This window comes from Micromonospora sp. NPDC002575, from assembly GCF_042889525.1.
In the GTDB taxonomy this organism is placed as follows: domain Bacteria; phylum Actinomycetota; class Actinomycetes; order Mycobacteriales; family Micromonosporaceae; genus Micromonospora; species Micromonospora carbonacea.
The window spans coordinates 55,399-69,127 of record NZ_JBIARA010000026.1 but is presented as its reverse complement, the minus strand read 5'-3'; the positions used below and the strand labels follow the sequence as shown (position 1 = coordinate 69,127).

The 13,729-nt window shown below is 77.3% G+C and carries 8 protein-coding genes; 2 read left to right on the top strand and 6 right to left on the bottom strand.

Annotated elements, in window-relative coordinates; translation table 11 throughout:
* The first annotated feature begins 38 nt into the window (after positions 1–38).
* Entirely contained in the window at positions 39–1,601 is a 1,563-nt protein-coding gene (locus ACFYWL_RS28160) for a chloride channel protein (protein WP_386978741.1), read from the top strand.
* Positions 1,602–1,629: 28 nt separating this feature from the next.
* Here the strand turns inward: ACFYWL_RS28160 and fxsT are convergent, their stop codons facing one another.
* The 6 genes from fxsT to ACFYWL_RS28130 all read right to left on the bottom strand — a co-directional run bounded on the left by fxsT (position 1,630) and on the right by ACFYWL_RS28130 (position 12,676).
* Positions 1,630–4,620, bottom strand: coding sequence for an FxSxx-COOH system tetratricopeptide repeat protein (gene fxsT / locus ACFYWL_RS28155; protein WP_386978738.1), 2,991 nt, complete (start codon positions 4,618–4,620; stop codon positions 1,630–1,632).
* A 103-nt stretch (positions 4,621–4,723) separates the two neighbouring features.
* Positions 4,724–5,944, bottom strand: coding sequence for an FxsB family cyclophane-forming radical SAM/SPASM peptide maturase (locus ACFYWL_RS28150; protein ID WP_386978735.1), 1,221 nt, complete (start codon positions 5,942–5,944; stop codon positions 4,724–4,726).
* A complete protein-coding gene (locus tag ACFYWL_RS28145) occupies positions 5,941–6,171 on the bottom strand; it encodes a hypothetical protein (RefSeq protein ID WP_386978732.1) in 231 nt (76 codons plus the stop codon). The genes ACFYWL_RS28150 and ACFYWL_RS28145 overlap by 4 nt, the downstream gene beginning before the upstream one ends.
* 159 nt (positions 6,172–6,330) lie before the next feature.
* Positions 6,331–9,714 (bottom strand): SAV_2336 N-terminal domain-related protein, encoded by a 3,384-nt coding sequence (locus tag ACFYWL_RS28140; RefSeq protein ID WP_386978729.1) that lies wholly within the window; start codon positions 9,712–9,714, stop codon positions 6,331–6,333.
* Positions 9,714–10,724: an AAA family ATPase gene (locus ACFYWL_RS28135; RefSeq protein WP_386978726.1), complete on the bottom strand. Its 1,011-nt coding sequence runs from the start codon at positions 10,722–10,724 to the stop codon at positions 9,714–9,716. Before ACFYWL_RS28135 ends, ACFYWL_RS28140 begins: the two co-directional genes overlap by 1 nt.
* A gap of 35 nt (positions 10,725–10,759) precedes the next feature.
* Positions 10,760–12,676: a trypsin-like peptidase domain-containing protein gene (locus ACFYWL_RS28130; protein WP_386978723.1), complete on the bottom strand. Its 1,917-nt coding sequence runs from the start codon at positions 12,674–12,676 to the stop codon at positions 10,760–10,762.
* Between the two features lie 295 nt (positions 12,677–12,971).
* On the opposite strand from ACFYWL_RS28130, the gene ACFYWL_RS28125 reads away from it, so the two are divergent.
* Positions 12,972–13,619 carry a DUF402 domain-containing protein gene (locus tag ACFYWL_RS28125; RefSeq protein WP_386978720.1) on the top strand — a complete coding sequence of 216 codons (648 nt, stop codon included), beginning with the start codon at positions 12,972–12,974 and terminating at the stop codon, positions 13,617–13,619.
* The last annotated feature ends 110 nt before the right edge of the window (positions 13,620–13,729 follow it).

Genomic DNA, 13,729 nt, shown 5'->3' with positions numbered 1-13,729 from the left:
CCTCGTGCTCCGAGGCACGCTGGTGATGGAGTTTGCCGATGCGCGGTAGCCGCGGGCCGGGGGCCCTGCGCCGGTGGCTTCCCCTGGCCACCCTCACCGGCGCGCTCTCCGGCCTGGCCGCCGCCGCGTTCGCCGAGCTGCTGCACCTCGGCAACGAGCTGCTGCTGCGTGGCATCGGCGGGCACGAGGTGCCGGGCCTGGCCGGCGAGGGCGGCCCGGCCGAGTCCGGTGGCTTCCCGACCCCGCTGCTCATCCCGCTGCTCGTCGCCGCCGGGGCGTTCGTCGCCACCGCCCTCGTGGTCTGGGTCGCGCCCGAGACCAGCGGGCACGGCACGGACGCGGCGATCCACGCCGCCCACCACGACCCGACCGGCATGCGGGCCCGGGTGCCGGCGGTCAAGATGCTCGCCTCCGCGGTGCTGATCGGCTCGGGCGGCTCCGGCGGCAGCGAGGGGCCCACCGCGCAGATCACCGCCGCCCTGGCCTCGGTGGTCGCCCGCCGGTCCCGGCTGACCTACGAGCAGGCCCGGATCACGGTGGCGATGGGCCTCGCGGCCGGGGTGGGCGCGATCTTCCGGTCCCCGCTGGGCGGGGCGCTGCTCGGGGCGGAGCTGCTCTACCGGGCCGACGTCGCGTCCGGCGTGGTCGTGCCGGCGCTGCTCGCCTCGGCGGTGTCCTTCCTGGTCTTCGGCCTGTTCCACGGGTTCGAGCCGATCTTCGGCACGGTCACCGGCACGGGGTGGGACCAGCCGGCCCAGTGGCTGGTCATCCCGCTGCTGGGCCTGCTCGCCGGCCTGCTCGGCCGGCTCTACGCCTGGGCGTTCTACGCGACGGCGGGCTTCTTCTCCTCGGCCCGGCTGCGCCGGCTGCCCCGCGTGCTGCGGCCCACCCTCGCGGGGCTGGTGGTCGGCGCGATCGGGCTGGCCGTGCCGGGCGTCCTCGGCACCGGCTACGGCACCGCCCAGCGCGCCTTCGACGCCGAGGCGATGCTGTCGACCTCCGTGTGGGTGCTGCTGGCGATCCCGCTCGTCAAGATCGTGTCGACCTCGCTGTCGGTCGGCTCCGGCGGCTCCGGCGGCATCTTCGGCCCGGGGCTGGTGATCGGCGCGACCGCCGGGGCGGCGGTGTGGCGGCTGCTGGAGCCGCTCGGGCTCGCCCCCGGCTCCCCGGCCCCGTACGTGATCATCGGGATGGCGGCGTGCCTCGGCTCCATCGCCCACGCGCCGCTCGCGCTGGTCGTGATGGCGGCCGAGACCACCGGCAACCTGAGCCTGCTCTTCCCGGCCATGCTGGCCACCGGCATCGCCTGCCTGGTCGTCGGCGACCGGACCCTCTACCGCAGCCAGCTTCGGGACCGCTCGGAGGACCCGCCGGCCCCGGGCAGCGCGCTCAGCGGTCCCGCCGTGGTCGGGCCCCGGGTGCCGGCCTCCGGGCCACCGGCCGGCCGTGCCCCGGCCCGGTCCGGGCGACGCCCGACGCGTCGGCCCCGCGACCGCCAGCCCGCCGCGGCGGCCCGCGTGCCACGCCGCTGGACGGCCCGCCGCTACCCGCCGGCCGACCCCGCCGGCAGGGCCGGCGAGCTGACCGGCCGCGAGGGCTGACCGGCCGGGCCGGACAGGCGCACCCGGCTCAGGTCGGCGGCGGCTCCACGTCGCAGTCCAGCCGCGTGCGGGCCGCCGCCGCCTCCGCCTCGGGATGGCCGACCCCCAGCGTCCGCTCGTAGCCGGCCATGGTCTCCCGCAGCAGCTCGCGGGCCCCCTCGTGGTCGTCGTCGGCCCGCCGGTCGTCGGCCAGGTTGGCCGCGCAGGCCAGGGTGTACGGGTGTGCCGCGCCGCGCACCCGCCGCAGGCGGTCCAGCAGTTCCTCGCCGAGCCGCCGCGCCGCGCGCACCTCGCCCAGCGCCCGCAGGTCGCTGGCCAGGTTGGTGGCGCAGGCCAGGGTGTACGGGTGGTCCGGTGCGAGCACCTCCGCCAGCCCCGCCCGGGTGCGCTCGTCGAGCCGGCGGGCCTCCTCGGGCTCGCCGGACAGCCGCAGGCAGATCGCCAGGTTCACCGCCGCGCAGAGGGTGTACGGGTGCTCCTCCCCGGCGGTGGCGCGCAACCGGTTCACGGCCTCCTCGGCGCGGGCCCGCGCCCCCGGCGCCTCGCCCAGGCAGCGCAGGTCGTTGGCGAGGTTGGTGGCCGCCGCCAGCGTCTCCGCGTAGTCCGGCCCGAACCGGTGCCGGTGCCGCGCCAGGCAGCCGCTGGCCAGCCGGTACGCGTCGAGGTAGTGCCCCGCCTTGCGACGGGTGACCGCGAGGTTCTTCATCGCCCGCAGCGAGTCCGGGTGGTCCGGGCCGAAGAACACCCCGTACCGCTGGAAGACGCCCTCCTGCATCTCCCACGCCCGCGCGTACTCGCCGCACTCGCGCAGGTCCCGGGCGACGTTGTTGGCGGAGAACAGGGTCGACCGGTTCTCCTCGCCGCCGAACCGGATCCGGTAGCGGCGCAGCGCCTCCTGGTCCAGCTCCAGCGCCTTGGGGAACTCGCCCATCATCCGGTGCGACACCGCGAGGTTGTGCGCGGTGAGCAGGGCCCGCGGATGGTCCGGGCCGAGCGCGCGCAGCGCCTGCTCGTGGGCCTGCCGATCCAGCTCGTACGCGGTCCGCCAGTCGCCGAGCCGGCGCAGGCTGGCCGCCAGCCCGTTCGCCGCGCCGAGCGTCTCCGGGTGCCCCTCGCCGAGCTCCGCGCGGGCGCGGGCCAGGTTCGCCTCGTCCAGCGAGCGGGCCGCCCGGTATTCGCCCCGGCTGCGCAGCGCGTTGGCCAGCGTGACGCTCAGCGCCACCACGTCGGGGTGGCTGCGCTCGATCACCTCCACCCAGGCCGCCCGCGCCCGGCTGCCCAGGCGCTGGCAGGCGGTGTACTCGCCCCGCGAGAAGAGGTAGCGGCACAGGTTGATCACCAGGGCGCGTACCGCCGGGTCGTCCGCGGCGGCGGCCACGTCGGCGGCCTCGGCGTGCACCAGCAGGTCGGCGTACCGGGGGCGGTGGGCGATCTGGTCCGGCTCGCCCGGGTCGGCGGCGGCGAGCAGCCGGCGGGCCGCGCGGGCGTACGTCCGGCGCTCGACCTCGGTGAGCTGCTCGCGGAGGAACTGCTGGAAGACCCGGTGCAACTGCACCGTCTCCCGGCCGTCGCGCTCGCCGATGCGGGCCAGCCCGCAGGCGCTGATCTCCCGGAAGATGTCCCCCCGGGACATCACGTCCCCGATCTCCTCGTCGAGCGGGGCGGGCAGCTCGACGGCCGGCCGGCTGCCGCCCGGCGGGCCCAACAGCAGGGTCAGCGGCACCGGCTCCGGGCCGAGGAACGCGCACAGCCGCAGCAACTGGGCGGCCGACCGGCGGCGTTCCCGCAGCCGGTTCATCGGCAGCACCCAGGCCATCACCACCTGCCGCTCGTACGACGCGACCCGGGTCTGGCTCAGCAGCGCCGTCATCCGCTGCTCGCTCTCGGCGAGGTAGTCCCGCACGGGCAGGTGCGAGGTCGACAGGTAGCCGGCGCTGGCGTCCAGGGCGAGCGGCAGGTCACCGAAGCGGTCGGCCAGCTCGACCGCGTCCGGCTCGGTCAGCCGGGGCGCGCGCCGGCGCAGGAAGTCGACGCTCTCGGCCCGCCGGTAGACGTCCACCTCCAGCACGTCGGCGCTGGACCGCCAGCCCTCGTCGCGCGAGGTCACCAGCACGTGGCACCGCCCCCGGGGCGCCCGGCCGGTGGGCAGCAGGCGGGTCAGCTCCTGCGGGGTCGGCGCGTTGTCGAAGATCAACAGCCAGTCGCGCACCGGCTCGCCACGGCGCAGGGCGTCCAGCACGGTGTCGGCGGTCACCCCGAGGTCGTCGCTGATCCGCAGGCCCAGCGAGGCGGCCAGCCCGGCGAGGTCGGCCCGCACGGTGGCGAGCTGCTCGCTGCGCACGTACCAGATCAGGTCGTAGCAGGCGGCGAAGCGGTACGCGTACTCGATCACGAGCTGGGTCTTGCCGACCCCGGCCGTGCCCAGCACGGCGGTCGGCACCACCGACGTCACCCCCTCGGTGAGCCGGTCCCGCAGCTGCGCCAGCGCCTCCTCCCGCCCCGTGAAGTGCGGGTTGCGGGACGGGAAGGGCTGGCTCCAGTGCCGGGGCTGGCCGGGCGGCCAGGGCGTGCCGGAGGGCCGCTGCCGCTCCGGGGCGGCCAGCCCGAACAGGGCAAGGACCTCGCCCTGGGCGTCGGCCTCCTCCATCGCGCCGAGCACCGGGCACTGCGCCGGGGTGAGGAACGCCGGCCGGCGGGAGCCGACCGAGACCGGCCGGAACGCCTCGCCCCGTTCCGCCCGCAGCGCGGTCACCGCCTCCGCCCACCCGGGCGTCGGCCCGCCGCCCGCGCGCAGCAGCGCGTCGCTGAGCACCAGCAGCAGGCCGGCGTCGTCGCCCGCGGCGGCGCGCAGCAGCGCGGCGGCCTCGTCGGTGGCCCGGGGCTCGACCCGCTGCGCGACGGCGTCGGCCCCTCCGCGTTCGAGCTGCTCGCACAGCCACTCCGCCCACAGGCGGTCCGTGCCGGCGTGCGCCACGACGATCCGTCGCCGGCCTTCACCGGCGGTGCGCTGAGCGGTCATCGAGCCTCCCCCGTGCCGGCCGTCGGGCGCACCGCGGCCCGGTTGGCGCGGTCCGGAGCTCCGAGGATAGTTTCCGTCGTCCCCACCGCAGCGCCCGTCCGTCCTATCGGGAACCCGACAGCGGGCCGGCCGGGCGTGCGCGCACCCCGTCGGGCCGGGCCGGACGACAGGCGGCGTCCGGGGCGCCCGCGACCCGCCGGGCCAGGTGCTCGATCAGCCGGTAGAGGTCGGGGCAGTAGACCGACGGGTTGTCGAAGCCCTGCCCGGCGCGGAACCGGTGCGGGTACAGGCCGCCGCCGCAGACCCGCCGCGCGGGGCAGGCCCGGCACGCCGTGGGCAGCCGCGCCGCGCCGCGCTGGCCCGCCCGCACGGCCGGGTGCGCCAGGGCCGCGTCGAACCGGTCGGCGTGCACGGTCAGCCCGGTCGCGGCGGCGCCCGGATAGGCCGCCTTGAGCGTGTCGACCAGCTCGATCTCGCCGTCGGTCTCGACCACCACGTACGCCGTGGGGGAGAGCCCCACGGACTCGATCCGGCTCGCCCCGCCCAGCAGCAGCACCAGGATCTCCTCCAGCATCCGCACCCCGGTCTCCCGCTGTGGCGCGGTGTACCAGCGTTCGAAGACCGCGATCAGCCAGTCGGCGTACGGCGTGCGGGCCGGATCGGCGGGGCGGCCCGGCGGCGGGGCGGACCAGGTGCCGTGGGGCAGCAGGAAGTCGACCGTCGGCGGGGCGAACTCCAGCAGGGACTCGTAGGCGCGCACCGGGTCGGTGGCCAGGTCCACGGTGGCCAGCAGGCCGGCGAAGAGCGGCCGGTAGCGCGGCCCGGTCAGCAGGCCCAGGGCGCGGACCGTCGCCGGGTGGCTGCTGCCGCCGTCCGGGCGACGACGGTGCCGGTCGGTCGCGGCCCGGTCGCCGTCGAGGCTCACCCCGACGCGGACGTCGTGCCGCCGGAACAGCTCCAGCATCCGCCGGTCCAGCAGGGTGCCGTTGGTCTGCACCACGAAGGAGAGCGTGATCCGTGGCCCGGCCAGCCGGCGCAGCTCCGTCACCAGCCGTTCGAGCCGGTGCGCCCCGGCCAGCAGCGGCTCCCCGCCGTGCAGCACCACGGTGGCGGCGGTGAGCCCGTGCCCGCGCAGGTGCTCGGCGATCCGCTCCCCGGTGCGCCGCACCACCGCCGCGCTCATCACCCGGGGCCGGCGGGCCCAGCTCTGGTCGGCCATCTCGTAGACGTAGCAGTAGTCGCAGGCCAGGTTGCACCGACTGTGCACCTTCAGCACGAACTCCTGGAACGGCACCGGCGCGTCCTGCGGGTCGTCGGCCCTCACCGCCGGTGCTCGTCGGGCCCGGCGGTCGGGTCGCCCCGGCCCGCCGCGTGCGGGACCGTGGGCACCCCGCCGTTCTGGTTGTTGAACCGGGCGACGGCCGGGGCCCCCGCCTCGGCCCGGACCCGTCGGATCGCGTGTCGGAGCACGTCCGGGCCGGTGCGTTCCCACTCGTCGAGGAGTTCGTCCGGCAGGATCGTCGGTGCGGGCCCGACTTCGGCTTCCCTCATGCGCTCGGCCATCCTTCCGCCAAGTGCCGCAGGCCGCGCTCCGACGGGCGACCAAGATATGAACTTCGATGCCAGAAGCCGAGGATATCTCCTGTGCGCCCGCCGAAGGGCCCGAGCGGGCCGGGCGCCCGGCCCCACCCGCCCCGGGCCGGCCCGGTGTCAGCCCTCCCCGGCCAGCCGGTCCAGCGACTCGCGGGTCGCCACCGCGTCCGGGTCGTCCCCGCCCCCCTGGCGAACCTGCCCGGCGAGCACCTCCCGCAGCTCGCGGCGGGCGCCGTCGAGGTCACCGAGCCCGGCCAGCGCCCGCGCCGCCGCGTGCCGGGCGGCGAGCGTACGCCGATGCTCCGGCCCGAGCCGCTGGGTCAGGACGTCGACCACCGCCCGCAGCTCGTCCCGCGCCTCGGCGAACCGCCCTGCGTCGATCAGCGCCACACCGAACGCGGCCCGCGCCTCCACCGTCCGGTCGCCGTCCGGGCCGTGCCGGCGGCCGTACAGCTCGACCGCCCGCCGGTAGCACGAGACCGCCGCCGCGCGTTCGTGCAGCGCGACCAGCACCTCGGCCAGCAGCCGGACCCGGTCGGCCGAGCGGGGATCGGCGGTGGGCGTCGCCTCGACCGCGCGAACCAGGGCAAGGCGCGCGGCGTCCAGGTCGGCGCGGGAGCCGAAGCGCCCGGCCCGGGCCCGCAGCGCGTCGCTCAGGTCGGTGAGCAGCTCCGCGAGCCGCGGGCCGTTCGGCGGCGAGAGCCGCACCGCCTCCTCGAACCGGGCACACGCCTCCTGGATGTCGCCGGCGTCGCCCTCCACGCCGTATCTGAGGCGGAGGGCGTCGCCCAGCGTGGCGAGGTGGTGGTGCCGGTCCGGATGGGCGCCGGGCACCGCGTCGAGCAGCCGGCGGGCGGCGTCGACCAGCTCGTCCAGGTCGTCGGCGCGGCGGTCCAGGGCGGCGCGCGGTCGCAGCACCCGGGCGAGGGTGGCCAGGCATTCGGCGTGCGCCAGGTCGTCCCCGCCGCTGGCCGCCACGGCGGACCGCGCCGCCGCCAGCGCCGCGTCCAGCTCGGCCGGGTCGCCGGTCGCGGCGAACAGCTCGCGGTGGGTCTCGGCGAGGCCCCGCAGCACCCGGGCGTCGCGGTCGCGGCCGGCGGCCTTCGCGTAGAGCTGCGCCGCGCGGCGCAGGAGGCCCGGCTCGCCGTCCGCGGCCCGGCGCAGCAGCTCGGCCAGGCGTACCTGCCGGCTGAGCCGCGCCGGGGTGTCCGCGGCGGCGCCGGCCACCGCGTCCGCCCGGTGCAGCGCGGCCCGGTCGCCGGTCAGCACGAAGCGGCGCAGCAACGCGTCGACCGCCCGCAGCCGCAGGTCGTCCCGATCCTCGCCGGTGGCCGTGCCGGCCGCCGCCAGATAGAGCTGCACCGCCTCGTCGAGGTCGGCCACCGCGCCGAGCCGGTCGGCCCGCACGACCAGGGCGCGGGCCAACCCGACGGCGGCCCGCGAGGCCGCGGATCCGGGCCCGCCGCCGGCGACGACGCCGCGGAACAGGCCGACCGCCTCGGTCAGGTCGCCCGCCGTGCCGCGCTCGGCGAACAGCGCCAACCGGACCTCGGCGAGGTCGAGCACCGGCTCCGGGTCGCCCGCGCCCCGGCCGCCGCGCACCACCTGCTCCAGGATGGACGCCGCCTCCAGCAGGTCGGCGGAAGCGCCGGTCAGCCGGAACCGGGCACGCAACGCGCGGGCCAGCTCCGGCAGGTCCACGTGGGCCGGGTCCCCGGCCGTCGCCCGGCGCAGCGACCCGATGGCCGCGTCCAGGCCGGCGAGGTCCCGCTCCTGCACGGGCGGGTCCGGCTCGGAGCTGCCGGGCGGGAGCTGGATGGTCGAGGGCTTGCCGTTGACCCGGGACCGCGGCTCCTGGGTCCCGTCCTCGACGAACGCGATCAGCTCCCGGTGCCGGCCGCCCAGCCGGGTCAGCACCGTGGCCGGGAGGCGACCGATGGGAGCGCCGAGGGCCGCGTGGCCGGCCGTCCCCGACGGCCCGCTCAGCGCCGCGGCGAACTCCCGCATGCTGATGCCCATCTGCCCGGCCAGGAACCGGGCGATCTCGTGCCGCAGCCGCACCAGGTCGGTGTGCAGCAGCAGTTCCCGAAGCATCGGCCGGACGCCGGCGTGGAAGTCGAAGCGCAGGTCGCCAGGGGGGCCGGGCTGGCGGACGAGCAGCCCGCCGAGCAGCACCTCCGCCAGGTGCGCCGGGTGGGTCGGCGTCGCCGACGCCTGCTGCACCAGGCGCATGACCGGCAGGGTGACCGGCAGCTCGGCGAGCTGCGTGGCGAGCCGCAGCGCCTCCGGGCTGGCGGTGGCCCGGAACCGGCGCAACCGGTGGGCGGCGGCCTCCGGCCCGCCCCCCGGTGCCGGCTCGGTGGCGGCCGGCGGCCCGGGCTGCGGCGGCAGGGTGATCACGGCGTCGATCGAACCGGCCCCGGTCCCAATCAGCCGGGCCCACCCGGCCAGCCAGTCCGGCTGGATCTGCAACACCGGCACCGGCACGATCCCGGTCAGGTCGCGGCCGGGGCGCCACTGCCGGGGCGTGAACCGGAGCTGCCGGTTCCCGACGCCGCGGTCCGTCGCCGTCAGCCGGCCCCGCACCGGCACCAGACCGCTGCGCCGCCACATCCGTTGCGGCAGCGGTTGCAGGATGGCCACCGTCTCCCGCCGGGCCCAGTCCTGCACGGTGCGGAACATCGACCCGTCGTGCCACTGCGGCCCGGCGCAGTCGCTGACGACGAGGATCAGCCGGCGTCCCCTCGGGTCGAGCAGCTCCCGCGTCGAGTGCCCGGTGACGGCCGGGCCGCCGGCCGTCCCCGCCTCGAACCGCTCAGCCGGCCCGGACGGCAGCCGCACCCGTTCCACGCGCCGGAACGCCCGCAGCCGGGTGAGCGCCGTCGCCAGGTCGTCGACCAGCGGGTGCCACACGGCCATCGACGCCCCGGCGTCCACGGCCAGGGTCAGGTCGAACCAGGGCCGCCGCACCTGCCGCAGGACGGGCAGCCACAGGCCCTCCTCGACGATCCGCGTCGCGGTCGCCTCCTCGTCGACGACCACGGTGCCTGGGTCCGGCACCCGTCGCCGCAGCGGACGCAGGCTGCGGGTCAGCGCGCGGGCACCCAGGGCGGGCGGCTCGGGGGCGCGCACCGGCAGCCCCGCGCCACTGCCGCCGCCCGTGTCGCCCTCGCCCGCGCCGGGGGTCGCCAGGCCCGGCAGGTGCAGCCCGACCCAGGGCCGCGAATCGGCCGCCCCGGGCTCCGGCGGCTCGGCCCCGCCCTCGGCCGGGCGGACCCGAGAGCCCCGTCCCGGCCCCGCCCCGGGGTCGGCCGCCTCCGGCGGGTCGGCTTCGCCGGCCGCGGCGGACCCCGGCGACCCAGGCGTTGGCGGCTCCCCCCGCGACGGCGACGCGCCGCCGCCGGGCAGGAACCGGGCCAGCCACAGCGCCTCCGCGATCTCCCTCGGCAGCGCGTCGAGGCCACCGCCGCGAAGCGCCTCCACCAGCCGGGCGGTGCGCATCAGGAATCAGGCCCCGCGTCGAGCTGCCGCAGCACCAGGTCGGCCAGCCGCTCCCGGTCGGGCCGCCCGCCGTCGGGCGCCTGGACGGTGAGGTAGATGGCGTTGAGGAGCTGGTCCGTCGCGAGGGTGCCGCGTTCGCGCCGGGCCAGGAAGAGCTCCACCAGCTCGGCCGTCCCGGCTGTCGGCTCGGTGCCGAAGTGCGCGGCCACGATGGCGCCGAGCTGCTCGGCGTCCGGCTGGCCCAGATCGAGCCGCAGGCACCGCCGGTGGAAGGCGGGGGAGAACTCCCGCTCGCCGTTGCTGGTCATCAGCACCAGCGGGAAGGCGTTGCACCGCACCACGCCCCGGTGCACCCCGACCAGGTCGTCGCTGCCCTCGATCGGCAGCTCCACCCGCGGCTGGCTGGCGGCGATCCGTTGCAGCTCCGGGATCGGGTACTCGCCCTCCTCGAAGATGTTGAGCAGGTCGTTCGGCAGGTCGACGTCGCTCTTGTCGATCTCGTCGATCAGCAGCACCCTCGGGTGCTCGTACGGCAGCAGGGCCGTGCCCAGCGGACCCAGCCGCAGGTAGCGGCCGATCTGCAGGTCGCCCGTCGTGCCGAGCTGGTGGTGCAGGCTGGCCTCCTGGAGCCGGCCGATCGCGTCGTAGCTGTAGAGCCCCTCGGCCAGGGTGGACCGGCTGGTGATCGGCCACCGCAGCACCGGGCCGAGGGCCAGCTCGTGGGCCACCGCGTACGCGAGGGTCGACTTGCCCACCCCGGGCTTGCCGGTGATCAACAGCGGCCGGCGCAGGTAGAGCGCGGCGTTGATCAGCTCCAGCTCGTCCGGGCGGGGCTGGTAGCTCACCGCCCGGTGCAGCTCACCGAGCCGTCGCCCGGCGTCGCCGTCCAGGCTCGACGGCGGCGGCACCAGGGGGGTGCCGTCGAACACCCGCCAGGGCGGGGGAGGCGGGAGCCGGAGTATCCCGGAGTGGGGCCGACCCGTGCCCCGGTAGATCCACCAGTCCTGCACGTCTCTTCCCTCCTGTCGGCCGGCCCGCGCCGGTCTCACCACTGCGCGTCGAGCGTCGAGGAGCCCCGGAAACGCCGAAACGGGTTGTCCCAGAGCAGGACCAGCCGGTGCCCGCAGTGGTTCTCGTCGCGTGCCTCCACCGCCGCGGCGCGCAACTGCCGGACGTCCAGGGGCAGCGCCCCGATCGGCCGGTGCCGCAACCGGGGCGCCAGGTCCGCGAGGAACGCCTCGCCCCGGCAGCCGCCCGTGCCGCCCGTGCCGTCGTGCCGCTCGCAGCCGACCCGGCTCCATAGCGCCACCGGCGGCCCGGCCCGCAACGCGACCTCCAGCAGGGTGCGCCGGGCCCGGTCCGTGGTCGGGCCGGGCAGCAGCACGCCCGCCGGGTTGGTGCGGGTGAGGTGGGCGTAGAACCAGGTCGGCCCGACGTCGACCCCGCAGCCGACGGCGGCGAACGACATGCCGTCGGCGTCCGCCGACAGCGCGTCCCAGCGCTCCTCGGCCTCCGGCCGGGACCCCGAGTCCTCGTCGTCGGCGAGACGCACCAGCACGGGCCGGACCAACCCGAGCGGGACGGGGTCGTGGTCGAGGACCCATTCGTCGACCGGCAGGTCCAGCAGCTCCGGCGGGAGGGTCAGCTCGACCATCACCCGGCGGCCCCAGCCGAGGTGACCCAGACCGAGGCGCAGCAGCCGCCGCAGCGCCGCCTCCAGCTCCGGCAGGGGGATCGGCTCGTCCTGCTGGGCGAGGCAGCGGACGTCGTCCCGGCTGCGGTACACCGACATCGACAGCAGGTACCGCTGCTGATCGTGGCCGGCCGGGGTGACCTCCAGGAGCACGGACGGCAGCTCGGCGGGCGTCGGCGTCCACGCGGTGGTGTGCCCCGCGAGCTGCCCCCGCTGGCCGAGGCGGACGGCCAGGTCGTCGATCCAGGCCCGCAGCACGGCCCGCTCGGCCGCCGGGTAGCGGGGCATCAGCTCGGTGGCGAGGACCAGCAGCGGGTGGAGCTCCCCGCGCCGGGCCCGCGCCACGTCGTCGAGGGCGGCGATGACGTCGCGCCGGTCCAGCAGCGGCTGCGCCGGCATCGGCGCGGCGGGCCCGCCGCACGCCCGCTCGTAGAGTTGGTACGCGTCCTCGGCCACCGGCAGCCGGGCCAGCAGCCCCCGCAGCCTCGCCTCCTCGGTGGCGCGCAGCACCGGCAGCCTGGCCGCCGGGTCCAGCAACTCCGCGACCTCGGGCCGGACCGTCTCGGTCCGTCGGTCCCGCAGCCGGTCGATGGCGTACGCCCAGCTGCCGTCGGCCCCGTGGTGCCGGTCGTGTCCGCGCCACAGCTCGCGCAGCAGGGCGATGGGCAGCCCGCGCAGCTCGGCCAGGGGGATGGCCAGCCCGCCGTCCGCCTCGCCCGGGCGGTGGGTGGTCTGCACCATCGCGCACACCTCGCCGGTGGTGAGGTCCAGCACCGGGCTGCCGGGGCTGCCCTTGGCGAGCTCGTCGCCGCGCAGCCGCAGCGCGGTGCCGCCCCGGACGCCCTGCGGGCCCGCCGACCTGGGCCAGGCCGGGGTGGACTCGGCCGTGGCGTGCTCCCCGGCGAAGCCCACGGTGTGCAGCGGCGTGCCCTCCGGCGGCGGCTGCTCGCCGAGCCAGACGCACGGGTGCCCGGCGGGCGCGTCGGTCACCCGCAGCACGGCGAGGTCGGGCGGGGACCAGCCCGGCCGGCCGCCGGGCGAGGACGGGGCGGCGTGCACCACCCGCGCGGTCAGCGCCCGGCCGTCCCAGCGCACCGGCAGCACCTCGCCCTCCCGGCCGCCCACCACGTGCGCGCAGGTCAGCGCGAACCCGGGGGCGACGAAGAAGGCGGTGCCGCCGGGGCCCGCGCCGGGGAGCACCTCGAGCACGGTGGAGCGCAGGACCCGCCCGAGGTCGTCGAAGCCGTCGGTGACCAGTGGAGCTCCCATGTGCCGCCCCTCAGTCGTCCGCCCCGGCGGACGCGGGGCGGACGGCCCCGCCCCCGCGCCGGCCCGGCTGCGGGACCCGCACGTCCTCCGACACAGGCTCGTCCTTCCCTCGACGACGCGCGCCCATCACACCGTAGCGATTCAGTGACGGGGATCGACAGCCCGCAACGGCCGATCGGGTGTCGGAACATGGGCTCGCCGCCGTACCGGCCCGCCGCCCGCCGCCGTACCGGCCCGCCCGCCGCCGGCCGGTGCCGCAGCGGGCCGGGACCGCCCGCCCGATAGGGTCGGTGCCATGAGGTTCGAGCCCGGCCGGCTGATCGTGCACCGCAACGTCCGGCGCGGCCGGATCGGCTGGGCCCGAACGGGGCGGGTGGTCAGTGACGACGAGCGCGGCCTGCTGGTCTACGTCGCCCGCGACTCGCCGGTGGCCACCGAGGTGACCGCGGCCGGGCTCGGCCTGCGGGGGGTGCCGTTCGCCGAGTGGATCACCTCGTCCTACCGGCTGGCCCTCGGGCGGTGGAGCGGGCCGGCGCTGCTGAAGTTCCTGCCCGTGGGCGAGGCGCACTCCGTCTGGTGGTTCTCCGACGCCGCCGGCCGGTTCAGCCACTGGTACGTCAACCTGGAGGAGCCCGGCGTGCGCTGGGACGACGGCGACGTGGCCGGGGTGGACATGGTCGACCAGGACCTCGACGTGGTGATCCGGCCCGACCGCACCTGGGAGTGGAAGGACGAGGAGGAGTTCGCCGAGCGCCTGGCCTTCCCCGCCGACTACTGGGTGGCCGACGAGGCGGCGGTCCGGGCCGAGGGCAAGCGGGTGATCGCCCGCGCCGAGGCCGGCGAGTTCCCGTTCGACGGTACCTGGTGCGACTTCGTCCCGCCGCCCGGGTGGGACGTGCCGGCAGAGCTGCCGCCCGGCTGGGACCGCCCGCCCGCCCGCTGACGCGAACCACCGCAAACAGCGCGAAGCGCGCGTTCCGGTGCCGTCGGGCGGTGGCGCGGGCGGCCGATGTGAGGAATCCCGGCCCGATCTGGCAGAATGGGTCGCTGGTA

Bases quoted from the DNA above. Each gene is read 5' to 3' on its own strand.
- ACFYWL_RS28125 (WP_386978720.1), top strand. From the start codon at position 12,972: ATGAGGTTCGAGCCCGGCCGGCTGATCGTGCACCGCAACGTCCGGCGC.
- ACFYWL_RS28145 (WP_386978732.1), bottom strand. From the start codon at position 6,171: ATGAGGGAAGCCGAAGTCGGGCCCGCACCGACGATCCTGCCGGACGAA.
- ACFYWL_RS28160 (WP_386978741.1), top strand. From the start codon at position 39: ATGCGCGGTAGCCGCGGGCCGGGGGCCCTGCGCCGGTGGCTTCCCCTG.
- fxsT (WP_386978738.1), bottom strand. From the start codon at position 4,620: ATGACCGCTCAGCGCACCGCCGGTGAAGGCCGGCGACGGATCGTCGTG.
- ACFYWL_RS28130 (WP_386978723.1), bottom strand. From the start codon at position 12,676: ATGGGAGCTCCACTGGTCACCGACGGCTTCGACGACCTCGGGCGGGTC.
- ACFYWL_RS28140 (WP_386978729.1), bottom strand. From the start codon at position 9,714: ATGCGCACCGCCCGGCTGGTGGAGGCGCTTCGCGGCGGTGGCCTCGAC.